Source organism: Streptomyces longwoodensis (assembly GCF_001514125.1).
GTDB classification, from domain to species: Bacteria; Actinomycetota; Actinomycetes; order Streptomycetales; family Streptomycetaceae; genus Streptomyces; species Streptomyces longwoodensis.
The window spans coordinates 242569-266553 of the sequence record NZ_KQ948557.1 but is presented as its reverse complement, the minus strand read 5'-3'; the positions used below and the strand labels follow the sequence as shown (position 1 = coordinate 266553).

General features: G+C 66.3%; 19 protein-coding genes. 8 read left to right on the top strand and 11 right to left on the bottom strand.

The window, feature by feature from the left end; all coding sequences use genetic code 11:
* The first annotated feature begins 248 nt into the window (after positions 1-248).
* From AQJ30_RS24235 to AQJ30_RS24205, 7 genes are all read left to right on the top strand, one after another.
* Positions 249-1397, top strand: coding sequence for a branched-chain amino acid ABC transporter substrate-binding protein (locus AQJ30_RS24235; protein WP_067237782.1), 1149 nt, complete (start codon positions 249-251; stop codon positions 1395-1397).
* A gap of 67 nt (positions 1398-1464) precedes the next feature.
* Positions 1465-2364: a branched-chain amino acid ABC transporter permease gene (locus AQJ30_RS24230; RefSeq protein ID WP_067237779.1), complete on the top strand. Its 900-nt coding sequence runs from the start codon at positions 1465-1467 to the stop codon at positions 2362-2364.
* Positions 2364-3464, top strand: a complete 1101-nt coding sequence (locus AQJ30_RS24225; RefSeq protein ID WP_067238022.1) for a branched-chain amino acid ABC transporter permease — start codon at positions 2364-2366, stop codon at positions 3462-3464. Before AQJ30_RS24230 ends, AQJ30_RS24225 begins: the two co-directional genes overlap by 1 nt.
* Entirely contained in the window at positions 3461-4297 is an 837-nt protein-coding gene (locus AQJ30_RS24220; protein WP_067237775.1) for an ABC transporter ATP-binding protein, read from the top strand. Before AQJ30_RS24225 ends, AQJ30_RS24220 begins: the two co-directional genes overlap by 4 nt.
* On the top strand, positions 4297-5010 hold the full coding sequence (locus tag AQJ30_RS24215; protein WP_067237773.1) for an ABC transporter ATP-binding protein: 714 nt from the start codon (positions 4297-4299) through the stop codon (positions 5008-5010). The genes AQJ30_RS24220 and AQJ30_RS24215 overlap by 1 nt, the downstream gene beginning before the upstream one ends.
* A 3-nt stretch (positions 5011-5013) precedes the next feature.
* Positions 5014-6057: a proline racemase family protein gene (locus AQJ30_RS24210; protein ID WP_067237771.1), complete on the top strand. Its 1044-nt coding sequence runs from the start codon at positions 5014-5016 to the stop codon at positions 6055-6057.
* The gene (locus AQJ30_RS24205; RefSeq protein WP_079084258.1) at positions 6054-7088 is read left to right on the top strand and encodes an ornithine cyclodeaminase family protein; all 1035 of its coding nucleotides are present in this window, start codon (positions 6054-6056) and stop codon (positions 7086-7088) included. The genes AQJ30_RS24210 and AQJ30_RS24205 overlap by 4 nt, the downstream gene beginning before the upstream one ends.
* Positions 7089-7608: 520 nt before the next feature.
* On the opposite strand, the gene AQJ30_RS24195 is transcribed toward AQJ30_RS24205, so the two are convergent.
* From AQJ30_RS24195 to AQJ30_RS24145, 11 genes are all read right to left on the bottom strand, one after another.
* Positions 7609-8844, bottom strand: a complete 1236-nt coding sequence (locus tag AQJ30_RS24195; RefSeq protein ID WP_067237765.1) for a S1 family peptidase — start codon at positions 8842-8844, stop codon at positions 7609-7611.
* A gap of 164 nt (positions 8845-9008) precedes the next feature.
* Positions 9009-11603, bottom strand: coding sequence for a collagenase (locus tag AQJ30_RS24190; RefSeq protein WP_245727053.1), 2595 nt, complete (start codon positions 11601-11603; stop codon positions 9009-9011).
* Between the two features lie 325 nt (positions 11604-11928).
* Positions 11929-12942 (bottom strand): ABC transporter ATP-binding protein, encoded by a 1014-nt coding sequence (locus tag AQJ30_RS24185; protein WP_067237760.1) that lies wholly within the window; start codon positions 12940-12942, stop codon positions 11929-11931.
* Positions 12939-14000, bottom strand: coding sequence for an ABC transporter ATP-binding protein (locus AQJ30_RS24180; protein ID WP_067237757.1), 1062 nt, complete (start codon positions 13998-14000; stop codon positions 12939-12941). The genes AQJ30_RS24185 and AQJ30_RS24180 overlap by 4 nt, the downstream gene beginning before the upstream one ends.
* A 2-nt stretch (positions 14001-14002) precedes the next feature.
* Positions 14003-14989, bottom strand: coding sequence for an ABC transporter permease (locus tag AQJ30_RS24175; RefSeq protein WP_067237754.1), 987 nt, complete (start codon positions 14987-14989; stop codon positions 14003-14005).
* Positions 14986-15930, bottom strand: a complete 945-nt coding sequence (locus AQJ30_RS24170) for an ABC transporter permease (RefSeq protein WP_067237753.1) — start codon at positions 15928-15930, stop codon at positions 14986-14988. The genes AQJ30_RS24175 and AQJ30_RS24170 overlap by 4 nt, the downstream gene beginning before the upstream one ends.
* Positions 15931-15942: 12 nt before the next feature.
* A complete protein-coding gene (locus AQJ30_RS24165; protein WP_067237750.1) occupies positions 15943-17688 on the bottom strand; it encodes an ABC transporter substrate-binding protein in 1746 nt (581 codons plus the stop codon).
* A gap of 446 nt (positions 17689-18134) precedes the next feature.
* Complete coding sequence (locus tag AQJ30_RS37220) at positions 18135-18842, bottom strand: GntR family transcriptional regulator (RefSeq protein ID WP_079084257.1); 708 nt, start codon at positions 18840-18842, stop codon at positions 18135-18137.
* A gap of 183 nt (positions 18843-19025) precedes the next feature.
* Positions 19026-20447, bottom strand: coding sequence for an aminopeptidase P family protein (locus AQJ30_RS24155; RefSeq protein WP_067237744.1), 1422 nt, complete (start codon positions 20445-20447; stop codon positions 19026-19028).
* A gap of 61 nt (positions 20448-20508) precedes the next feature.
* Positions 20509-21972: an aminopeptidase P family protein gene (locus AQJ30_RS24150; RefSeq protein WP_067237741.1), complete on the bottom strand. Its 1464-nt coding sequence runs from the start codon at positions 21970-21972 to the stop codon at positions 20509-20511.
* A 77-nt stretch (positions 21973-22049) separates the two neighbouring features.
* Positions 22050-22565 (bottom strand): ATP-binding protein, encoded by a 516-nt coding sequence (locus tag AQJ30_RS24145; protein ID WP_067237738.1) that lies wholly within the window; start codon positions 22563-22565, stop codon positions 22050-22052.
* A 355-nt stretch (positions 22566-22920) separates the two neighbouring features.
* Between AQJ30_RS24145 and AQJ30_RS37215 the strand changes: the two genes are divergently transcribed.
* Positions 22921-23919 carry a LysR family transcriptional regulator gene (locus AQJ30_RS37215; protein WP_079084256.1) on the top strand — a complete coding sequence of 333 codons (999 nt, stop codon included), beginning with the start codon at positions 22921-22923 and terminating at the stop codon, positions 23917-23919.
* Positions 23920-23985 lie beyond the last annotated feature (66 nt).

The window sequence follows — 23985 nt, the reverse complement described above, 5'->3', positions numbered from 1 at the left end:
GACAGAAGGTCGCACAAAGCCTCACAACGGCCCATGATCCGACTGTCGACGCAGTCCGCACCCAACGCGCAGCAAACAACAGGGCGAGCCGCCTGCACACCCATGGCAGCGCCATCGCCGCCCTCGCGGCACAACAGCAATCACTTGTGACATGTCACACCTCGCAATCGGAGGAGACGTCGTCACGACCGGGGAGCACTCTCGGCTCCCCGGTGGTCCCCAAGAGACCACGCGAGACGGAGCAAGGCATGACCATCAATTGTCGCGGAACCATGGCGGCTGCTGCCGTAGTACTCGGCCTCACCCTCACCGCTTGCGGTGATCTCACTCAGGACGGCTCCGCCGGCAGCGACTCCGGAACCATCAAGCTCGGCATGCTCGCCCCCCTGACCGGCAGCTCGGCCGCCATCGGGCCCTACATGAAGCACGGAGCCCAGCTCGCAGTCGACGAAATCAACGCCGCAGGCGGAGTCGACGGCCGCAAGCTCTCGCTCACGGTCGAGGACGAGGCCTGCGACCCCAAGACCGCCGCCGCAGGTGCCGCCAAACTCGTCAGTGCCAGCATCGACATCTCGGTCGGCGGCTACTGCTCCTCGGCTACCCTGCCGACGCTCAGCATCTTCGGCAAGACGAACATCCCGATGCTCATTCCGGCCGCCAACTCCGCCGACCTCGTGGCGCAGAAGCGAAACAACGTCTTCCTGATCAACGGCACCGGCATACAGCAAGCCGAAGCCGCAGCCCAGTTCATCAAGGAGAGCGGCAGCAAGAGCGTCGCCCTGATCGACGACAACACCTCCTACTCGGCCGACATCACCAAGCGCACCGACAAGAACCTACGGGCGGACGGCGTCCGAGTTGCCGAACACCAGGCAGTCACCGCCGGCGAGTCGGACTACTCCGGAGCCGTCAACGCCGTGCTGAAAGCGAAGGCGGACTTCGTCTACTGGACCGGGTACTACCAGGAGGGCGGTCTGCTCATCAAGCAGCTCAAGGCGGCCGGCTACCGGGGCCGGATCATGGTCGCGGACGGATCCGTCGACGCGAAACTGATCCAGATCGCGGGCAAGCACAACGCCCAGGGCGTGTTCGCAACGATGACCCAGACGCCGCAGACCATACCCGGCGGCCAGGCATGGGTAGCGAAGTACAAGAAGAAGTTCGGCTCCGAGCCCGGGCCCTACTCGACACAGGCCTATGACGCGGTGCGCGTCGCCGCCGAGGCGGTCAAGAAGGCCGGCACCACCGACGGCCAGGCCCTCACCGCTGCCCTCGAGAAGACCGACGGCTTCAAGATCTTCTCCGGGCCTCTGAAGTTCACCCCCGAGCACACGCTGAGCGCGGGCGGCTTCGACATCCTCGTCGTCAAGGACAACGGCTTCGTCCCGAACAAGTGACGCCAGGTGGCCGGCCTCGGTCGGTCACCTGCGTGTTGCCGCTTCCCCTAAGCCCCAGGGAACCCTCATGCACCACTTCATCCAACTCGTGGTCAGCGGCCTGTTCGTCGGCTCGTTCTATGCCCTGGTCGCACTCGGCTACTCGATGGTCTACGGGATCATCAAACTACTCAACTTCGCCCACGGTGACATCTACATGCTCGGCGCCTTCGCAGGCTTCACCGTGCTGAGCGTCGGCGCCGGCGCACTGGGCGGCGGACTCATCGCCCTCATAGCCATCATGATCGCCGCGATGGCCGCCACTGGCACCTTCGGGGTGATCCTGGAACGGGTGGCCTACCGCCCACTGCGCAGCGCACCGAGGCTGTCCGTCCTCATCACCGCTGTGGGCGCGAGCTTCGCCCTCGAATACGGCATCGCAGTCGCCTTCGGTCCGAATCCGCAGGTCTACCAGATCGGTGTCACCGGAGGCACGCTGAACATCGCCGGCGCGCGGATCACCTATGCGCAGCTGGCGATGATGGCCATCGCCGTCCTTCTCATGATCGCTCTGGACACCCTGGTCAGGAAGACCCGGTCGGGACGTGCGATGCGGGCCATCGCGCAGGATCCAAAGGCCTGCCTGCTCATGGGAGTCAACGTCGACCGGGTCATCGCGCGGACCTTCTTCATCGGCTCGGCACTCGCTGGCGCTGCCGGAGTCATGGCCGGAGCGTACTACGGGAAGATCGACTTCCTGATGGGGTTTGTCATCGGACTCAAGGCCTTCACTGCCGCGGTCATCGGCGGAATCGGCAACCTGCGAGGAGCCGTTCTGGGAGCGGTCGTGCTCGGCCTGCTGGAGTCGTTCGCAGTTGCCTACCTCGGCAGCGAATGGCGCGATGTCTTTGCGTTCGGCTTCCTCATCCTCTTCCTCACCGTGCGCCCCACCGGGCTGCTCGGCGAACGCGTCACGGAGCGTGTGTGATGAACGACGAGTCGACTCCGCGCACCATGGAGGCACCCTCGGCATATGTCAGGGCCGTGGAAGAGCGAGCACCCGCGAACGTCGCGCCCGCCGGCTCCAAAGTCGGAACCTTCACAGACCGTCGCGCGGCCCTCGCCGAAACTGCATCCGGACTCCTTGCGAGCAGATGGCTCGCCCTCGGTCTAGCGGCAGTCACGCTTGCTCTGCCGTACCTCAACTCCAGTACCTACGTCATCCAGATCGCGATTGACGCGCTGATCTTCATCATGCTCGCGGTCGGGCTGAACATCGTGGTCGGCTACTGCGGACTCCTCGACCTGGGCTACGCCGCCTTCTTCGCGATCGGGGCATACGTCTCAGGGCTGCTGTCGACGAGGTACGGGTGGCCGCTGCTCGCAACCATCCCTGTGGTCGTGGCCGCCGCAGTCATCGGCGGGCTCGTCATCGGCGGGCCGACGCTGCGGCTGCGCAGCGACTACCTGGCCATCGTCACCCTGGGCTTCGGGGAGATCATCCGCATCACAGCGAACAACCTCGACTTCACCGGCGGGCCGAACGGCCTGTACGGCATCCCGGACTTCGGCGCTTTCGGACTGCGTGCCGATGTCGCGCTCTACTGGATCACCGCGGTCATTGTCATCGTGGCCGTGCTCTTCTCCAGCCGGCTGGGGCGCGGACGGATCGGCCGGGCGTGGAGGTTCGTCCGTGAGGACGAGGACGCCGCCGAGGCCATGGGCATCCACACCTACAAGGTGAAGTTCGCCGCCTACATCGCAGGGGCGATCTTCGGCGGAATCGCCGGCGTGCTGTTCGCGGCACACCAGACGGCAATCTCCCCTCCGAGCTTCAACTTCCTGTGGTCCGCGCTCATCCTGATGGCCGTCGTCCTCGGCGGCATGGGCTCGGTGCCGGGCGTGGTCGTCGGGGCGCTGGTGATCTCGCTACTGCCCGAACTGCTGCGCGGGGCGGAGAACTGGCGCTATCTCGTCTTCGGCCTGCTGCTGATCGTCGTCATGATCTTCCGCCCCCAGGGACTGCTGCCGAGCCGTACAGGTGAACCCAGGCGGCGCGGACGCCAATCGCAGGGAGGTAGGCCGTGAGCAAGGTGCTCCTCGACGTGAGGAACATGTCTGTCTCGTTCGGAGGGGTACGCGCCGTCGACGGCCTGACGTTCTCCGTCCAGGAAGGCGAGGTGCTCTCCGTCATCGGCCCCAACGGCGCCGGCAAGACCAGCGCTTTCAACTGCATCACCGGCTTCTACCAGCCGGCTTCCGGCTCGGTCACGTTCAATGGCAGCGACATCACCGGGAAACGGCCGGCTGTGATCGCTGCCAGCGGTATCGCGCGCACGTTCCAAAACCTGCGGCTCTTCGGCGACCTGACCGTCCTGGACAACGTGCGTGCCGGCATGCACGTCCGCATCAAACAGAACTCCCTCGATGCGATGCTGCACACACCGCGCTACTGGCGCAGTGAGGACGCGGCGACCGACGAGGCACACCGCTGGCTCGACTTCGTCGGCATGCACTACGACCGGACCGCGCAGATCCGCAACCTCCCGTACGGCGAACAACGGCGTGTGGAAATCGCCAGGGCGCTGGCCCGCGAGCCGCGGATGCTCCTGCTCGATGAGCCAGCGGCCGGACTCAACCACACAGAGAAGACCCAACTGCTCGACCTGATGCGGCGCATCGCCGCTCTCGGAACCGCAGTGGTCCTGATCGAGCACGACATGGGCCTGGTCATGGAGGTCTCAGAACGGATCGTCGTCCTGAGCTACGGCAAGGAGATCGCCGACGGCCCACCCGCGGCCATCCGGTCCAACCCGGCGGTCATTGAGGCATACCTCGGCGCCGAAGACCAGGAAGCGCACGCCGAGGCCGAACGCATCGCGGCCGAAGCAGGCACGGACGGCATTGCGGAGGCGCGGTAATGGAACCGATCCTTGACATCAAGGGCCTGGAAGTCGCCTACGGCAAGGTGGAAGCCCTCAGAGGCCTGGACCTCTGCGTCGGCGAGAAAGAGATCGTCGCTCTGCTCGGCAACAACGGGGCCGGCAAGTCCACGACGGTCTCGACGATTTCGGGCGTGGTGCGATCCAGGGCCGGGACCATCACCGCGTTCGGCAGGGACATCACCGCGGCCGCGCCCTGGTCGATCGTCGAGCGCGGAATCGTGCACGTGCCCGAGGGCCGGCGCATCTTCTCTCGGCTGACAGTGCACGAGAATCTCCAAGTCGGCGGCTATACCGTGCGTGAGACGGCCACGGTCGACAAGCGGATCAAGCAGGTCTACGAACTGTTCCCCCGCATGGCCGAGCGCCGCCACCAGCAGGGAGGCACTCTTTCCGGCGGTGAGCAGCAGATGCTCGCCATCGGCCGGGCGATGGTCGCCGGACCCCGGCTGATCATGCTGGACGAGCCCTCGATGGGCCTGGCGCCACTGGTCGTCGCCCAGGTCATGGACGCCATCCGCTCCATCAACGAAGCGGGCACGTCCGTGCTGCTGATCGAGCAGAATGCACGGGCCGCGTTGAAGGTCGCGCACCGCGGCTACGTCATCGACTCCGGCCGCGTGACGCTGACCGGACCGGCTGGTGACTTGCGTACCGACCCGCAGGTCGTCGAGGCGTACCTGGGGGCGTGAGACATGCAGAGAACAGAACCGATCGACACGATCGACTGGCACACCGGGGGCGAGCCTTTCCGCATCGTGCCCAGCAGCCCGGCCGCGGTGACCGGCGACGGGCTTACCGTCGCCCAGCGCCGCGTCATAGCGATGAACAGCGACGAAGTGCAGTGGATGCGGGCCCTGCTGTGCAGCGAACCGCGCGGTCACGCGGACATGTACGGCGGATTCCTGGTTCCGCCGGATGACGCCGGTGCCCATCTAGGGGTCTTGTTCTGGCACAAGGACGGCTTCTCCACCGCGTGCGGACACGGAACCATGGCTCTCGGAGCGTGGGCCGTCGCCTCGGGTCGGGTACCGGCCCCCGCCGACGGGGTCACCGACGTCGTCGTGGACGTGCCCTCGGGGCGCGTCACTGCGAGTGTGCGCACCAGCAAAGGGCTGGTCGAGGAGGTGACTTTCACCAATGTCGCCAGCCACGTCCACGCAACCGACATCCCAGTCGAGACCTCGCGTGGACCCGTCACCGTCGACATTGCTTTCGGCGGTGCCATGTATGCCGTCCTGCCAGCAGCGGCGATCGGCCTGAAGGTGAGGCCGCAGGATGTCAGCCAGCTCATCGCGGTGGGCCGTGAGATCCGTGACGCTCTTAACACCGCCGGCGTCGCGGAGCATCCCAGCGACCCACGGCTGTCAGGGGTGTACGGAACCATCTTCGTAGAGGAAGTCAGACCTCCACGAGTTCACGCTGATGGCAGCCGTCAGTTGCATCAGCGCAACATCACCGTATTCGCGGACGGAGAAGTGGACCGCTCCCCGTGCGGGTCTGGCACCTCGGCCAGGGTCGCGCTCCTGGCCGCCACCGGGGAACTGCGCCCCGGAGACGAGCTGCACCACGAATCTGTGGTCGGTTCCGTCTTCCGCGCGCGCATAAAGAAGCCCGCCACATCGCACGGCCAGCCAGCCGTGATCGCATCCATGACGGGAACAGCTCACATGGTGGCAGAATGCCGATTCACCGTCGATCCACGAGATGACCTCGTTCCCGGATTCGTGCTGCGATGACTGTCAACCTCGACGCCGCAGACGTCTTCGCGCTGGGCCCTGTCGCCGCCGTCGCCGCTATCCGCGACGCACTGGCTGGAGGCCTCGAACCCGACAGCGACGTACCGCGAGCTGTCCTCCCCCTGGCCTATGGGCAGGGACTGCTCATGCCGTCGGAGGCAGGCGGGTGGTTCGGAGTGAAGATCGCCACGGTGTCCCCCGGCAACCCCGCCCGCGGCCTGCAACGGATCAATGCCACCTACCTCCTGCACGACAGCGAAACACTGACCTGCGCAGCGATACTGGACGGCATCGCGCTGACAGCTCTGCGCACGCCGGCGGTGTCGGTCGCGGCCGGCCTGGACAGGTTGCGGGCCCTGGCAGCCGGCTCGGCCGCCGGCCTACGGCTCGTAGTCTTCGGCACAGGGCCGCAGGGCGAGGGGCACACACGCATGATCCGAGCCCACGTACCCGTTGCTGACGTCACCGTCGTGGCGCGCAGCGCCGGCACGTCTCCCCTATGGGCCAACCGCCGCCTGGTGACCGGCGATGCCGAAGTTGCGAGCCGTGTCCGCAGCGCGGACGTCGTCGTCACGGCGACCTCAGCATGTGAACCGGTCGTTGATGGCAACCTCGTGCAGGACTCGGCGCTCGTCCTGGCCGTCGGTTCCCACGAGCCATCGGTGCGTGAACTGGACGGCGCCCTCATGGGACGCGCGACGGTCGTCGTCGAGAGCCGCCAAGTCGCACTACGTGAGGCCGGCGACGTTGTCCTAGCGGTACGGGAGGGCTTGCTGCAGCCTGCTTCTCTGGTGCCGATGACCGACCTGCTCCGCTCGAGCTGCTCCCCCCTTGCCGACCGCCCTATGGTCGTGAAGACAAGCGGGATGGCATGGGAGGACCTGGTGATCGCCGTCGCGGCTTACAGCCAGGGCGGCCGACGGGTGCACCACGGCGTGTCTCGCGATCTACCGGCGTGCTCCGTTGCTCCCCCGCCACCGCACGACGATTCAGTCACGGCCTTGGCGAAGGCTTGGGCATCCCACGGTTAGTACTGAGAACGGATCTGCACGCTCCCATAAGCGAGTGGTACAGCGGTGCGGATCAAGGCTACTTCTCCACTGAAACTCATTCCCACCACGGCCACGCGGACGGCGGCAGGGGATCAGGACCGGCCGGCTCTAGCTCCTCCCGGGTGCGCGCCCGCCAGCTGTGCGGGTCGACAGTGGTTTCCGATGTCGCGGTGACGTTCACCAGTGCCGAGAGCGCGGCACCTACGAGTTGCTCCTGGTCCAGGCCCGTGGCCGCCATCACGCCGTGGGTGTGAACCGGGACGAGTATGTGTCCCGCGGCGAATGTCGGAACGGATACATGCGTCGTACGGGGGCCGACCCGCTTGACACGAATGCGCACCCGCTTGTACTCGGAACTGCTCTGCACTTGCGTCGTCTCCTCCTGCCGTGCACTGTCCTCTGTCCGGTCGCCCGGGGCGGCAAGCGGCATCGGCCCGGGACCTGCTCGCGCAGGTCCCGGGCCTCAGGCGCCGGCGCTCTCCCCAGGCGCTCGGCGCGTTCAGCCGGCCAGCAGCGTGACCCCTCGGTCCGAGAGGGCCCGGCTGATCGGCTCGTGGATCATGCCGCAGCCGCTGGAGGGGCCGCCGCTGAGGATGCCGTGAGCGGTCGAGCCGTTGTAGACGCCGCTGCCGCTGTCACCAGGGCCATCGCATGCCGTGCTCCAGGTCATGCCGGTGAGAGTGCGGTTGGGGTAGGACACGGTTGCGTTGGTCTCGGTGACCTGCCCGCAGGTGTAGCCGGTCGTGGAGCCCTCCTTGCAGACGTACTGACCGACGTAGTCGTAGTCCCAGCTGGTGATGCGCGTCGAGGGGTAGACCCAGCCGCGGGGCTGCCAGAAGCCGGGATCGTCGATGCTGACGATGGCGGAGTCGCCGTAGTAGCCGAAGGTGTAGTCGACCACGCTGCCCACTGTCTGGTAGCCGTAGCTGTACGTGGGGACCTGCCAGTACGCGCTGTCTTCCGCGCAGTGGCCGGCGGTCATCATGTAGTACCTGCTGCCGCTGTACGCCATGAACGCACTGGAGCAGCGGATGTTGGCGCCGTAGATGGCCAGGCCTGAGCGCAGCGGGGGGTCGCAGGAGTACTGGCCGCCGCAGTAGAAGGGCTTGGAGGCGTGCGCGTAGGTGCTGACGGTGAGGGCGTCCCCGAAGGTTCGTTGCGCCCACTGCACCACCGAGCGCTGGGCCCTGCTCAGTGCTGCACCCTGAGGCAGGTCCAGGCGCACCTTGTTGTCCTGGACCACGACCGCGGACTGCAGCCCGTGCGCGGCTCCCTTGTTCACTGCCGCGATGCGCTGCGCGAGCCGGGCCGAGATGCGGTCCAGCTCCTGCAGGCTGTGGCCGACGATGACGGTTGCTGTGTCGGGCGCCTGCATCTGCTTCGCCCGGTCCTTCACGAGCGGCGCGGTTGTCGGCTGGGTGACGGCGACCGTGAGCCGGCCGCCATGCTCCTGGTCGATCCAGGCGCCGCCGAAGCGGGAGCCCAGGCGTCCGCGCAGCGAAGTGGCGATGTCGGTGAGGCGGTCCTGGCGGAGTATGCGCTGCTGCGCTTCCTGGGCCGAGATGTGGTTGTCCGCAGCGAGTTGGGTGGCGGCGGCTCGTTGCGAGGTGCTGAGCTGCGGCGTGTTCGTGTCGCTGCTGCCGACGGCGGGCGAGGTGAGTGCGCAGGTGACGGTGAGAGACGCGAGGGCGGGCCACAGGAGGCGTCGTCCTTTGCGTGCCAGTAACGTCTTCATGCCTTACCTCCGGGGGTGGGGGGAAGCTGAGTGAGCGCTAGGCCGGACGGTTCGGGTAGTCCGGGGCAGGGGCCGGCCTCTTCTCCCCGCCCCGGACGTTGCCCGGGGCGGGGGGAGCCGCCCCGGGCCGTTGTGAGGATGTGCGTCGGTGTAGTGCTGGTCTGTCAGTAGCTGGTGCTGACGGTGACGCCGCTGAAGCCGCTGACAGCGTGCAGGCTGATGTAGTTGGCGCCGGCCGGAGGGTTGGTGATGGTCAGGGTGTGGCTGTTGCCTGCCCCCGTGGCTCGCTGCGTGTAGCTGGTGGTGGTGGCCCAGCCGCTGTTGCTGTAGTACAGGTCGGCGTCACCCGTGCCGCCGGCAGAGGTGATCTTCAGTTGGGTGGTGCCGGCCGGGATGTACAGGTAGAGGTAGGCGTAGTTGCCCGTGGTGGCGGCCTGGTTGCTGCGCTGGCAGTTCTGGCCCAGCTCCCGGGTGTCGGTACCGGTGCACTCGGTGACGGTGCCCCCGCCGCTGCCGACGGTGACGGTCCTCGTGGCGGTGGAGGTGGCTCCCTTGTCGTCGGTGACGGTGAGCTTCACCGTGTAGGTTCCGGCGGCGCTGTAGGTCTTGCTGGGGTTGGCGGCGGTGGAGGTGGTGCCGTCACCGAAGTTCCAGGACCTGGAGGCGATGGTGCCGTCGGCGTCCGTGGACTGGTCGGTGAAGGTGACCTGCAGGCCCTGAACTGAGGTGGTGAAGGCGGCGGTGGGCGCCTGGTTGCCAGGCGGGTTGGTGCCGCCTCCGCAGTTACCCGCGGCACAGCCCGCCAGCCAGGTGTACCAGTCGTTGTTGTAGCGGGTCCCGATGCTGCTGGTCAGGTAGGTGCGGGCGGCGTTCCAGTTGCCGGACCGGTAGTAGCCCAGCACCGTGTCCATCTCGGCGCGGTGGTTCTCGAGCATGTACCGGGTGGCGAGGTAGCCCCAGCGGTAGATGCGCGTGGTGTCGTTGCTGTACGTGGTGTCGAACAGGGTGCTCAGGGCGTAGGTGCGCCGGCCTGCCTCGGTCATGGCCTCGGTGTAGGGGACGCCACGGTAGGTGTAGGAGACGTACTCGGCGAAGCCCTCGATCCACCAGATGGTCGGGGTGGTGGTGCCGGCGCTGAAGTCGCCGTACATGTCGTAGCGGCCGTCGAGGTAGTGCGTGTACTCGTGGTTGAGGTTCCAGATCTGGAAGTCCGGGCGCAGCCACTCGGCTTCGTAGGCGATGAACCGGGGCTGGTTGCCGGCTGCCGCCGGGTTCCCCTCGAGGTACATGCCGCCGTTGTTGGTGTCGATCCCGTACATGGCACCGGCGTAGGTCTGGTAGTCGGTGCTGGAGTCGTAGACGACGACCTCGATGGTGCTGTTGTAGTCGTTGGCAACCGGTCCGTTGTCACGCACGATGCCGTGGAAGTAGGCGTCCTGGTTGCGCAGGCTGGCGCAGGTCGAGGAGAGCTCACCGGAGGTCATCTGCTGGGCCTTGATGGTGATGCTGGAGCTGCACGCGTAGGTCACTGTCAGCACCGAGCTCGCCAGTTGCGACGACAGGTTGCAGGTGCCGTAGTAGGAGCAGTTGGCCTTGTCGTAGTAGTCGGTCATCTCGGCCACGCCGACCCAGAGCGGGGCGGTGGTGCCCTTGATGGCGCTGGAGTTGAGCAGGCCTGCGGCCAGGGGCCGGACCTTGGTCTGCAGCGTGGAGTGCTGCAGGAACCTACCGAGTTCCCTTCCGGCGTTGGAGGTGAGGTAGGCCTGGTTCGTGCCCAGCAGTGAGACGTGGCTGGAGGCGAAGTTGTACAGCGCGTCGATCAGGCTGGGGTCGGACTGCACGGCGGTCACGAACGCGGGCACCTGGTGGCCGCGGAAGGTGACGGTGTAGACGTTGTTGGCCGCGTTGAGCATCCACCAGGAGGTGTTCCAGGAGGAGTTGTAGTCCGCCAGTATCCGCTTCAGGACGTAGATGTAGCGGGCGTTCTCCTCGGCGCTGTCGATCAGGGTGACGGCCTCGGAGAGGGTCTCGCCGTTGGCGTCCGTGACGTCGCGGGAGTGGGCGCTGGCGAAGAAGGCGTCCAGAGCGGAGCGGATCGCGGTCTGCAGGGCGCTGCCGTAGGCGCCCACCGTGCTGGCGTTGTAGTAGTGGACGTAGTAGCCGGCCCGCAGGTAGAGCACGAGTTGCGGCATTCCGGTGCTGGAGTTGCCGGGGTAGGACGCGGAGCCGTCGCGCAGGGCGTAGGCGACCGTGGTCATCTGTGCTTCGCGGAAGGCGGCGGAGGCGTCGCTGCCGGTCAGGTTGAACAGCGTGTTGACGCAGTCCGTCGTGGACGTCTTGATCTGCTGTACCAGCGCGCTGCCTGAACGGCTGGTGAAGTCGGAGACGTTGCAGACGGCTGCTGCTGCGGCGGACTTCTTGCCGGCCGTGTTCTTGGAGGCTGATGTCTTGCCGGCGGAAGGCCGCAGCGGGGGCTTCTCGGACTGGTCGTAGGACTCCTTGAGGGCGTCCTTGCTCGCCGCGAGCGGTGGGAGTTCGGAGACCTTCAGGCGTCCCTTGGCGACGTGTTCGGTCTCCGTCGCGGCGGACTGCGCCGCAGGCGCCGGACCGGAGTGCTTCTCTCCTCCGACCGCAACGCGTGCTGCGGACCCTGGGGCTCGGGTCTGGGCGCTGGCCGGCTGCGTCAGCAGACCGGCGCCCATGGTGAGAGTCAGGGCCAGCGGCAGTGCCGCGCCGAGACTTCGCCGGACGAGTGACATTCTCACTATGCCTCCCACGAGGGGTTGGACCACGTGAGTCGTGGTCTATGGGGGATAGGTGGAGGCCGCGTTTCGCGGGGCCGCGCCACGAGAGGGCACGACAAGGCCGTGATTGACATGACCACGACTGGGTGCCATGTACCATTGCACAGGTGACATGTTTCGGGGAAGCGGTGCGGCGCATCTGCAGGCGCCAATTGCCATAACAAGAGCGTGCGATGGGTCATAAATCGCGACTGGCCTGGCAGGCGGGACGGGGGCGGCATCCGGGGTTATCGGATGCCGCCCCCGTCCCAGCCCCAGCCCTAAAGGTTCCGCTGCTCAGTCAGTGGTCAGTAGGGAAATGGCAGGCAGCCTGGCGGCCTTCGCGTCCGACAGCGGCCAGTGCGGGCCGCTGGTTGCGGCAGATGTCCTGCGCCTTGGGGCAACGCGGATGAAAGGAACAGCCGCTGGGAGGCGCGGCAGGACTCGGGGGATCACCGAGCAGGACAATTCGTTCACGCCGGCGCTCGGCGGCGGGGTCGGGAAGCGGGACGGCGGAGAGCAGCGCCTGGGTGTAAGGGTGAGCTGGTGCGTCGTATACGGCGTGCTTGTCGCCGATCTCAACTATCCGGCCGAGGTACATCACCGCCACCCGGTCGCATATCCGCTTGACCACCGACAGGTCATGGGCGATGAACAGGAGCGCCAGGCCGAGTTCGTGCTGCAGTCGCTCCAGCAGGTTGACGATCTGGGCCTGCACGGACACATCGAGAGCGGACACCGGTTCGTCGGCCACGATGAGTCGGGGGCCTGTGGCCAGCGCGCGGGCGATGCCGATGCGCTGGGCCTGGCCACCGGAGAACTGGTACGGATGACGGTCCAGATGCTCGGGGTTGAGCCCGACCAGTTCCAACAGCTCTGCGGCTCTATGGCGTGCGGCTCGCGCGGATTTGCCCTGGATCAGCAGCGGTTCGGAGAGGATGCGGCTGACGGTCTGCCGCGGGTTGAGGGACGCGTACGGGTCCTGGAAGATCATTTGCAGGTGCCGTCGTGTCGGCCTCAGCTGACGCTGTGACAGGTGGGTGATGTCCTGGTTGTCGAAGGCCACCGTGCCGGCCGTTGGTTCCAAGAGCCTGACGAGCATTCGCCCGGTGGTGGACTTGCCGCATCCGGACTCGCCGACCAGTCCCAGGGTTTCGCCTGCTGCCAGGTCGAAAGCGACCCCGTCCACTGCTCGCACACGGCTGGCAGGCCGGCCCAGGCGGCGCCGTCCGGGGAACGTCTTCGTCAGGTCGCGCACAGAGAGCAGTGTGCTGTCGGTGAGCGGGGTGGGAGCGGGGGCGTTCGAATGGCTCACCGCGCCTCCTCAGCCGGGTGTTGTATGTCGGTAGGGGATGTGCCGTGTTCGGGGATACCGAGGGGCAGGTGGCAGGCGACGAGTCGTCCTGGAGCGTAGTAAGACGGCCTGGGCTGCTCATCCGTGCAACGAGCGCGGATGGCCTCCTCCGCTCCGGCCGCACGGGAACAGCGCGGTGCAAAGGGACACCCGGGTATCGGTGAGGCGAGTGAGGGCGGACTGCCGGCGATCGTTCGCAGGGGGGCGTCGTCGGGGTCGTCGAGCCGCGGTATGGAGTCGAGCAGCCCTCGGGTGTAGGGATGAGCGGGCTGCCGGAACAGATCATCCACGGGCGCCTGTTCGGCGGCACGCCCGCCGTACATGACGAGTACATCGTGAGCGACACGGGCCACCACGCCCAGATCGTGAGTGATCATCAAGACGCCCAGTTGCCGCTGCTGCTGCAGCCGGGCGATGAGTTCGAGGATCTGCGCCTGGACGGTGACGTCGAGGGCTGTGGTGGGCTCGTCAGCGATGAGCAGGTCGGGTTCGCAGGACAGCGCCATGGCGATCACGGCTCGTTGCCTCATGCCGCCGGAGAACTGGTGCGGGTACTCCCCCGCCCTTCGGGCGGGTTCGGGGATGCCGACTTCGCCGAGCATGTCCACGGCATGCCGGTGGGCCGCCCGGCGACCGGTGCCGAAATGGCGGCGGCGGGCTTCGGCTATCTGCTCACCGACCGTGTAAGCAGGATGCAGCGCGGACAGCGGGTCCTGGAAGACCATCGCCATGCGCCGACCGCGCAGTCGGCTGAGCTGCTGGTCGGTCAGGGACAGCAGCTCTCGTCCGGCCAGGGCGATCGAGCCGCTGATCCGGGCTCGCCGGTGCAGGCCCATGACGGCCATGGAGGTGACCGATTTGCCGGACCCTGATTCCCCGACCAGCCCCAGGGTGCGGCCGGCCTCGACGGTGAAGGAGATGCCGTCGACCGCACGGATGGATTCGGCCCGGGTCTCGAACTGGACCTGAAGATCTCTTACCCGCAGCAGTGGCGTATCGGTTTCGGTGTTCGACGGCACGGTCAGGTCCTCACCCTCGGGTCGATGACGGCGTACAGGAGATCGATGAGGACGTTCGCCATCACGATGAAGAAGGCTGCCAGGAGCGTGACCCCCAGTACGACGGGCTGATCGGACCGTTGCAGGGCGTCGTAGAAGAGCCGGCCCACGCCGGGGATGCCGAAGATGGACTCGGTGATGACGGCGCCGGCGAGCAGGGCGCCGAGGTCCATGCCGAAGAGGGTGAGCACGGGCATCATGGCGGAGCGCAGCCCGTGCTTGACCACCACGGTGCGTGCGGGCATGCCTTTGGCCCTGGCGGTGCGGATGTAGGGCTGGGCCATGGCCTCGATCATGGAGCTGCGGCTCTGGCGGGCGTACATCGCTGCGTAGAGCAGTGCGAGTGCGAGCCAGGGCAGCAGGAGGTTGGTGGCCCATCCCAGCGGGTCGCTGGTCAGCGGGGTGTAGGTGGGGTAGGGCAGGAGGCCGCTGATGCGGACCAGGCCGTAGATGAGCATGACGGCGGTGAAGTAGACGGGGAGCGAGGCGGTGGCGACGGCTGTGACCATGAGCGTGCGGTCGAGCAGTCCGCCCTTCTTCAGGGCGGCGGTTACGCCGGCGCCCAGCCCGAGCACGAGCCACATGCAGGCGGCGCCGAAGGCGAGCGAGGCGGAAACAGGCAACCGGTCCATCAGCAGGTCCCACACCGGCAGGGCGTTGTCATAGGAGTAGCCCAGGCACGGGAAGCCGCAGTGCAGCGCATGCGGTCCGCTGCCGAGGTCACGCCCGGCGAAGATTCCGACGAGGTAGTCGCCGAACTGTCGCCATAGCGGCTGGTCGAGTCCCATGTAATGGCGCACCTCGGCCAGCCGTTGCGGACTGCACGTCTTGCCGCAGGCAGCTGCCGCCGGGTCGGCAGGCAGGAGGTAGAAGATGATGAAGGTGACGGCGCAGATGGCGAGCAGCACGCCCGCCACGCCGAGACACCGGCGGACCAGGTAGGCGATCACGAGCGGCCTCCCTGGGGGTCGAGGATGTCGCGCAGAGCGTCGCCGAGCACCGTGAAGGCCAGCACCGCGATGAAGAGGAACGCGCTCGGGATGAGGAAGTACATGGGGTCTGTCTCGTAGTAGGTGACGGCCTCGGCGATCATCTGACCCCAGGAGGACGTCGGCGGACGCACCCCTACCCCGAGGAAGCTCAGTGCTGCCTCTGTGCTGATCATGCCGGGGATCAGCAGGGTGGTGTAGGCGATGATGGGGCCGGAGATGTTGGGCAGGATCTCCCGGGTCAGGATGCGCCACGACCCCGAGCCGGCCACGCGGGCCGCGTCGACGTATTCGCGGTGGCGCAGGGAGAGAGCTTCGCCCCGCACGATGCGGGCGATGCCAGGCCAGCCGAAGACGCCGATGACAACGGTCATCAGCAGGACCCGGTTGACGTCCTGCGCCACGGACATCATGGCGATCATGAAGATGAGCGAGGGGAAGGACATGGTCAGGTCCATGAGCCGGCTCAGCACAGTGTCGACCCGCCCGCCGAAGTAGCCGGCCGCAATGCCTGCCGCAGTTCCCGCCACGACGACGATCGCCGTGGCAGCGAACGCGATCAGCAGCGAGACCTGGGCTCCGTGGACGACGCGCGCGAACAGGTCGCGGCCGGTGGCCGGCTCGACTCCCAGCCAGTGCTCGGCGCTGATGCCGCCGAGCGAGCCGCGGGGCATGCCGCCGAGATAGGGGTCGATGGCGCGGCTGTCGAAGGCGGTGGGTGACCAGCCGCCCAGCCGGGCGAGCAGCGGGGCGGTCAGCGCGGTCAGGATCAGCAGTGCTACGGCGATCAGGGCGGTCCTGGTGCCCCAGTCGCTCCACAGCTTGCGCGAGGTCGAGCGAAGCGGGTGCTCTGGTAGGACTGGCGGATCGGCCTGCGTGCTGGTGTTCAGTGTGATGGCCACGGGGCGTTGTCCTCAGCCCTTGCTCTTGGACGGGTCTTTCAAGCCGATCACTGCGAAGTCGAATTGCCCCGTCCAGGCGCCGTGGCCGAAGGCTCCGGCGATGTTGTCGCCGACAAGCAAGGGCTTGCGCTTCCACAGCAGGGGAACGGCCGGTGACTTGCTCTGGATGACGATGTCAAGATCGTTCCAGGCCCGGTCGGCGCTGGCTGCGTCAGACATCGCGGCGATCTCGTCCATCCGCTTCTCCACTGCCTTGTCGCGGAACTGGGAGACGTTGCCCTGGTTGCCCTTCTCCTTGATGGTCCGGCCGTCGAAGACGAAGGGCAGGAAGGTGGAACCCGAGGGGTAGTCGGGGCACCAGCCGTTGATGGCCATGTCGGGCGCGTGCTTGGTGTCACCGATGGTGTCGTAGTAGACGGAAGGGTCGACGGTCTGGATCTTCAGGCGGACGCCTACCTGGGAAAGGCTCTGCTGGAGGGCCTCGGCTCGGGTCTTGTCGCCCGTGGACACGGTGATCGTGGTGGAGAAGCCGTTGGGCTTGCCGCCCTCGGCGAGGAGCTTCTTGGCCTTGTCAGCGTGGCTGGTGGTCGAGCGCCCGTAGGCCGAGTTGGAGCGTCCCTCACCGGTGAGTGCCGGCGGGAGGTAGCGGGTTGCGATGTCGTTGAGGGCGGGTCCGCCGCTGGCGGTCACCTGGGCGGACTTGTCGACCGCGTACTGCATCGCCTGACGCAGCTTCAGGTTGCTGAACGGCGGCCGGGAGGTGTTGAGGGCGAGCATGTCGGTGCAGCCGGTCCGCTCGGCGACCAGCCTTCTTTTGACCTCGGGCCGCGGCAGCACCTTGGCGATGCTGGACGGCTGCATGTCGGACCACTCGACGGACGAAGCGTCAGCACCCTCGCTGGCAATGATGCGGTCGTCGATCTGACCGCCCTTCAGCCCCATCTGCACGACGATCTGGTCCGGGTAGGCCTCGCGCACCGGGTCCGTGGTCTTGGCCCAGTGGGGGTTGCGGACCAGTATCAGCTTCTTGCCCCGTGCGTAGCTCTTGATCTTGTAGGGACCGGAGGAGAATGGGCGCAGGTCGTACTGCACGCCCTTCTCCTGCGACTGCGGCACAGGAGAAAAGGTGGGCAGCGTGACCGTGTAGGAGAACTCGGCGACGGGTCTGCGCAGCGAGAAGATGATGGTGCGCTCGTCGGGCGTCTGGATCGAGTCAAGGTGCTTGCCCTGCAGGGGCCCGGTGTAGCCGTCGGTATCGGCCAGGTAGCGCTGGGCGTAGTCGGGGCCTCCGACCAGGTCGGGGGCGAAGGATCGCTCGACGTTGTACTTGATGTCCTGGGCCCGGATGGGGCTGCCGTCTTCGTACTTCAGGCCGGGCTTGAGCTTGAACGTCCAGACCCGCCCACCCTTGGACGGCTTGCCGAGGTCGGTAGCCAGGTCCGGGACGATTCCACTGCCCTGGTCGCCGGGGGCGGCCTTGAACGTCGTCAGGGTGCGATAGAGCAGGCGGGTACCGAAGTCCATGGTCGGCATCACCCAGTTGCGGGCCGGGTCCAGGTGACCGAAGTCCTGGTTGGACAGCACGGTGAGCGTGCCGCCCTTCTTCGGTAGGCCGCCGATGATGGTGCCGGTGGCGACTCCAGGCTGCTCGCGCCTGTCGGGGTCGCTGCCCCCCTCCTGAGTGGTGCAAGCGCCCAGCAGGGCCAGTGCGAGCGAGGCGCTCAGCGCTGTGGACAGAGCACGAGTTTGACGAGACATGGCCACTCCTAGGAGGCGGGGATACGAGATCCCGTGAGGTGTGACCGGTAACATAGTAATGTGAAATTTTATAGCCAAGGGTTATGGCGCCTCGTTACCGATCTGTGTCCCGGCGGCAAGCACTAGACATGGAGCGGCCCCCGCCCACGGGCATTTGGTGGGTGTGCCGGCGCAGGGTCAGCTCGCTTCGCGCATCACAACGCCTGCCCGGATATGCCACGGCGGGCAGACCTCGCTCAGATAGCGCCTTGCCGTGCGGCGGCAACCACAATGCATAGACGGTCAGCCCGCCGTCGCACGTTCGGGCGCAATAGACCAACGAAGCAGCAGTACAGGTGCAGCGGGCCGCGGCACCTAGAGACGATGCGGCGTCATAATGCTGACGAGAAGAATCGCATAGCGGCTTTCACGCAAGCGCGAAAGCCGCATGGGAGCAGTGAAGGGCCTCAGCGGCTGCCGAGCCGATGGGCCAGCTTGCGCTCCTCAGCCTCGGCCCGGCCGTCGGCCCACAGAGTGCGCACGTGGGCGAGATGCCGCCGCATGCAGTCCTCGGCCTCTTGCGTCTTGCCACCCACGATCAGATCAAGAAGTTCGATGTGCTCCTGAGCGGAGGCAACCAGTCGTCCCGTCTCGTTGAGGCTCGCCAGCCCGAACAGACGAGAACGCTTGCGGAGATCGGCGACCACCTCCACAAGGTGATGATTGCCGGCCAGGGCCAGAAGCTGCAGATGAAACTGGTGATCCGATTCGAGGTACTTCAGCACGTCGTGCTCTTGAGCTGCGGTGACAATCTGCTGCGCGAGCGGACGCAATGCCTCCAGCTGATCAGCGCTGGCCACTGCGCTGACACGTCCCACGGTGGGGACCTCGATCAGAGTCCGGATTTCGGTGAACTCGTCGAGGTCCTGGTCAGTCATCTCCGTGACGCGGAAACCCTTGTTGCGCACCGCTTCGACCAGCCCCTCCCGGGCCAGGTCAAGCATGGCTTCACGTACTGGGGTGGCGGAGACACCGAGATCAGCTGCCAGCGTGGGAGCGGAATAGACGACGCCTGGGCGGAGCTCGCCGGCGATGAGGGCGGACCGGAGGGCACTGGCAACCTGATCGCGTAGATGCGTCTGAACGGAGATTGCCTGCGGTTTGAGATGAGGCATCTTCGCTCCTCCACGGATCCAGCCCAATGGCCTCCTACTATACAATGTCACGTTGCCTGAGTGGACATGCAGCCACTCGCTGGGCGGAGCGAGCGCGGCCGCAGCCGGATCCGCGGTGTGCCCCGGACGCCGGGGTATCCGTCCCGACGATCTGCTGTCGGCGGCGCCGGGGCGCCGCGTGAGTCAGCGTAGGGACGCTATCCAGGCCTCCACACCGTCTGCGCTGCGCGGAAGCTCCGATGACAGGCATACGGGCCCGTCGGCCGTGATGACGAAGTCGTCCTCGATCCGTACGGCGATGCCACGCAGCTCTTCGGGCACCGTCAGGTCGTCAGGCTGGAAGTACAGGCCGGGCTCCACGGTGAGGACGTGCCCGGCTTCGAGCAGGCCGTCCATGTAGGTCTCGCTGCGGGCACTGGCACAGTCGTGACAGTCCAGACCCAGCATGTGGCCTGAGCCGCATACGGTGTACCGGCGGTAGAGATCGGACTCGGAGGTCGCAGCGGTCCTGCCGTACGGCTGCAGCCCCCAGGCGTCAAGGCCTTCAGCGATCACCCGCATCGCGGCGTCGTGGAACTCGCGGTAGCGGGCGCCGGGGCGGAGCGCGGCTATACCTGCGGCTTGAGCGGCGAACACCAGGTCGTAGACGCGGCGCTGGGTGTCGGTGAAGTGCCCGCTGACCGGCAGCGTGCGTGTGATGTCGCCGGTGTAGAAGGAGTCGGCCTCGACACCCGCGTCCAGCAGCAGCAGGTCTCCATTCTTCACGGGGCCGTCATTGCGCATCCAGTGCAGGACGCAGGCGTGTGCTCCGGCCGCCGCGATGGTCTCGAATCCCAGACCGTTCCCTCCGAGCCGGGCTCGCCGGTTGAACGTGCCCTCGATCCAGCGTTCTCCCCTTCCAAAGCTCGTCGCTCGATGCATCTCGCCAGCGACGTCGTGGAATCCTGCGGCTGTGCAGTCGACGGCGATGCGCAGCTGATCGATTTCCCACTCGTCTTTGATCAGGCGCAACTCCGACAGGAAGGTGACCAGTTCGGCGTCGGCCTGCGGCGCCGGCGGGACCAGGGCGTCGACACGCTGGTCTATCCCGCGCAGTACACGAGTGGGAAGGGCTCCGCCGAGCGCCCGTTCGAGATCGTCGTTTGCGGCGGTCTCCACGCCGAGTGCGTCCGCAGTCTCGGCGATGGTGCGGCGCCTGCCGGTCCAGAACTCACCGTGCCGCCGGTCGCTGTAGAACTCTGTGCCCTTCGGGCCGGGTGCGCGTGCCGACCGAGGGCGGGTGAACAGGGTGACCGAGTGGCCGCTCTGGGAGGGTTCGAAGACGAGGACGCTGTCAGGAACTGCCTGCGTGCCCTCCTCCCCGGTGAGGTGGATGAATGCGGAGTGCGGACGGAACGCGTAGTCGAAGTCGTTGCTTCTGACTTTGAGTCCACCTGATGGAACGATTATTCTTTCGTCGGGGAAACGCTTGGACACCGCCGAGCGGCGAGCAGCCGCATATATCGCTCCCGGCATGAGCGGCACTTGCAGATCCGTATTCGCCCATCCCCCCAGGAACGGGTCGGTCACTGGGGCGGCCGGAGCCTGGCATTCATCGTTACCCATACAGCACAAACCGCCTTTTATCTCCGTCTCGGACGTGCAGGTGTCAGGGCTTAGAGGAAATTCAGTCGCGCAGCCGGGCCATCCATGCTTCTATTTCGCTTGCTTCTCGTGGAAGACCGCAGGACAGGTTTTCGTTGCCTTCCTCGGTTACGAGGATGTCGTCCTCGATGCGCACGCCGATGCCGCGGTAGTCGGCAGGAACCGTCAGATCGTCGGGCTGGAAGTAGATGCCGGGCTCGACGGTGAGCACCATGCCTGGTGCCAGCGTGCCGTCCACATACGTTTCGGTCCGCGCCTTGGCGCAGTCGTGGACGTCCAGGCCGAGCATGTGACCGGTGCCGGCGAGTGTCCATCGTCGCTGCAGCCCGAGTTCGTAGGCCTCGTTCGCCGACCGGTCTCCGAACAGGCCCCAGGCGGCGAGGTGCTCGGCCAGTACCCGCTGTGCCGCGTCGTGGAAGTCACGGAAAGCGGCCCCCGGCTTGACCGCGGCGATGCCGGCCTCTTGCGCCGCATACACCGCGTCGTAGACCTTCCGCTGTACCGCGGTGAAGCGGCCGCCAACGGGCAGGGTGCGTGTGACGTCGGCCGTGTAGAGGTTGCGGGTCTCTACGCCGGCATCGAGTAGCAGGAGATCACCGGGCCGCGCTTCGCCGTCATTGCGGACCCAGTGCAGGGTTGTGGCGTGAGAACCCGCCGCACAGATCGATGAGTAGCCGACGTCGTTCCCCTCGATGCGTGCGCGCGTCCAGAATGTTCCTTCTATGAGGCGCTCGGGGGTCGGCTCGGCGGTAGCGAGGGCGCGGACAACGTCCTCGAAGCCGAGCGCAGTGGCCTCGCAGGCGAAGCGGAGATCGGCGATCTCGAACTCGTCCTTGACCAGGCGCATCTCTGAGAGCACGACGCGGAACTCCTCGTCGCCCTCGTATCCGGCCTCCGTGCCCACCACTGCATCGATGTCTGCGTCGTAGCCCCGCAGCAGACGCACCGGGGCGGTAGCTGTCTTGAGTCGATCGGTGAGCGTGCGCACGTCGAGGCAGGGCAGGCCGAGCAACTGCTCGTTCTCGGCCAGACTGTTCCGGCGCCCGTCCCAGAGTTCACCGTGATAGTCGAGCCAGAACTCGCCTGTCTCACGATCGGAACGCGGAAGCATGTAGATGCGCGCCCGGTGCCCTCCGTACTGTCCCGGCTCCATGATCAGCACAGCGCCCGGGGACTGGTCACCGGTCAGGTAGACGTAGTCCGAACAGGCCCTGAAGGGATAAGACGTGTCGTTGGCACGGACCTTCACCCTGCCGGCCGGTACCACCAGCAGTTCATCGGGAAAGCGTGCGGACAGCTCCAGCCTGCGCCGCGCGGTGTATGCCGCCTGTGCGATCGGTCTGAGGTCACGGCGTTCGGTATCTGCCCAGCCCTGCTTCATGTTATCGGCGAGTTCGGCGCTTACCTGCCGGTACAGACCGTTCTTACGCTTGCGGTTCTCGTCCGCCTCTGTCGCAATTATTGAATCCTGCAACGAATCAGTCATAGGTGCGCCCCCTTGTCAAAGTTTCTGTCTCACCAGCTGGATATGCGGGTTTGGACTTCTCCACGAAAGCTGCGGCATCATATCGACGGGAAAATGCTCGACAGCAGCTTCTCTCCGGCGGGAGTCACCGACCAGCGCGCCTGGTCCACCTCGGTTCCGCCGTCCTGAGCATCGTGCCGTAACTCGCTGACTTCCGGTCTGAGTAACGATGCCGCAGGCAAAGCCGCCCAACAGCGCTTGCCGGCGGTGGTGCGGTCAGATCCTTGGAACAGACAGAGAGCCTCGATGAGCGCAAGACCACGCCCTCGCTCATCATCGACGTCCGCGTCACAGGGTTGGGGCTTTGTCGAACTGCCGTCGTGGACCGCAATCACGAGGAGGCCCGCGTCCAGCACCACCTCGACCAACATAGGCCCCCCTGCGTGCTCGAGGCCGTTGGTGAGCAACTCCGAAGCGACCAGTTCCAGCCGGAAGGACAACTCGTCGTCAGATGACGCAGTCCACGACCTCACCGCCCTGGAGACACGATGGCGAGCACTGTGAACCGCAGCTGCAGTCGCTTCGACAGTGAAGCGGATCTGGGAGTGAGGCACAGTGTTTCTCCTTGGACACGAGGCGCTCAGCACGGATCGGACCCGCTGGCGCTGCGGCGCGCGAGCACTCCACAGGCAGAACGCTGTGCCACAGCGGTGCAGGCGTCACGGCGTGCCGGCCCATGCACCCGGACGCAAGCAGGACGCACAGGGGACAGTTCCAGGAGCCACTCCGTCAGGACAACCGGTGAGGGCATAAGAAAAAGGATGGAGAGGGCATAAATTCAGGTGCCTGCAGTCGGCTCGTCAGCCAGGCCATACGGCTATACCTCGCGAGTGCCGAGCACCGTTTGTCTGAGGGCTGGCACCCGTGCGCATAATGGGCGCTGCTTCCGCGACACGACGAGGTGTACCGATGGAACTGGAGCTGCGTCATCTGCGTGTGCTGTGCGCGATAGCGGACTCTGGCAGCGTCGGCCGGGCAGCTACCTCACTCGGCTTCACCCAGCCCGCACTGAGCACGCAGCTCCGCCGCATCGAACGACTGCTGGGTGAGGGACTGTTTGTTCGCAGTAGCACTGGCATGGGTCTGACCGCTTACGGGGCAGATGTCGTAAGCCAAGCTCGCGAGATCCTGCACCGTGCCGATGCTCTTGCACGACGGCACACGGACCGCGTGACCGCCGCAGCCAGTACGATCCGGCTGGGCGCGACCAACACACCAGTAGTACCGGCGCTGCTGGACACTCTTCGTCATACCTGCCCGGACCTCACAGTCTCCGTCCACAGCGTGTATGCCACCAGCGAGCTCCTCCGGCTTCTGGAAGCCGGCGAACTCGATGCCGCACTGGGCGTCGACTATCCCGGACAGCCGATGAAGCATTCCGCCGCCCTCGCGCACCGCGCCATCAACACCGTTCCGGTCTTCGTGGCGATACACGCCGACCACGCCCTGGCACACCGCATCGAGGTGCCGCTGGAGGAGCTACGCGAGGACACTTGGTTCGTCTCCTCGGACGACGGGGCGGGCTGGCCCGGAGCCTTTTACGACGCATGCCATGCCGCTGGTTTCACTCCCGCTAAGACTCACGAGTTTCATCTACTCGATCAGCTGCAGACGATGATCGCCAGAGGTCTGGGGGTGACAGCCGTTCAACCCACCTTGTGTCCCATCGACGGAGTCTTGGTCAAGCCTCTGGCAGGAGACCCTCTGTGGCAGCGCAATCTTCTCGTCTGGCGTCAGGAAGCCGTCGAGGCACCCATAGCAGAAGCTCTGCACCACCATGCGGTCCGCGCCCACCGCCAGCTGTTGGCTCAGGCTCCACACCTGCAGAGGTGGATGACTCGCGCATACACCACTGGGCGTTCACCCGGTAAGGACGAGTGGAGCCTGCCTGCTCCGCCTACTGATTGAGCGTCTTCAGTGTTACCGCTCCAGGAGGGCCACCATCGGCAGCTGACGACACGATTCGTATTGCTG

Bases quoted from the DNA above. Each gene is read 5' to 3' on its own strand.
- AQJ30_RS24205 (WP_079084258.1), top strand. From the start codon at position 6,054: ATGACTGTCAACCTCGACGCCGCAGACGTCTTCGCGCTGGGCCCTGTC.
- AQJ30_RS24235 (WP_067237782.1), top strand. From the start codon at position 249: ATGACCATCAATTGTCGCGGAACCATGGCGGCTGCTGCCGTAGTACTC.
- AQJ30_RS24215 (WP_067237773.1), top strand. From the start codon at position 4,297: ATGGAACCGATCCTTGACATCAAGGGCCTGGAAGTCGCCTACGGCAAG.
- AQJ30_RS24165 (WP_067237750.1), bottom strand. From the start codon at position 17,688: ATGTCTCGTCAAACTCGTGCTCTGTCCACAGCGCTGAGCGCCTCGCTC.
- AQJ30_RS24230 (WP_067237779.1), top strand. From the start codon at position 1,465: ATGCACCACTTCATCCAACTCGTGGTCAGCGGCCTGTTCGTCGGCTCG.
- AQJ30_RS24190 (WP_245727053.1), bottom strand. From the start codon at position 11,603: ATGTCACTCGTCCGGCGAAGTCTCGGCGCGGCACTGCCGCTGGCCCTG.
- AQJ30_RS37220 (WP_079084257.1), bottom strand. From the start codon at position 18,842: ATGCCTCATCTCAAACCGCAGGCAATCTCCGTTCAGACGCATCTACGC.
- AQJ30_RS24155 (WP_067237744.1), bottom strand. From the start codon at position 20,447: ATGGGTAACGATGAATGCCAGGCTCCGGCCGCCCCAGTGACCGACCCG.
- AQJ30_RS24195 (WP_067237765.1), bottom strand. From the start codon at position 8,844: ATGAAGACGTTACTGGCACGCAAAGGACGACGCCTCCTGTGGCCCGCC.
- AQJ30_RS37215 (WP_079084256.1), top strand. From the start codon at position 22,921: ATGGAACTGGAGCTGCGTCATCTGCGTGTGCTGTGCGCGATAGCGGAC.
- AQJ30_RS24225 (WP_067238022.1), top strand. From the start codon at position 2,364: ATGAACGACGAGTCGACTCCGCGCACCATGGAGGCACCCTCGGCATAT.
- AQJ30_RS24150 (WP_067237741.1), bottom strand. From the start codon at position 21,972: ATGACTGATTCGTTGCAGGATTCAATAATTGCGACAGAGGCGGACGAG.
- AQJ30_RS24210 (WP_067237771.1), top strand. From the start codon at position 5,014: ATGCAGAGAACAGAACCGATCGACACGATCGACTGGCACACCGGGGGC.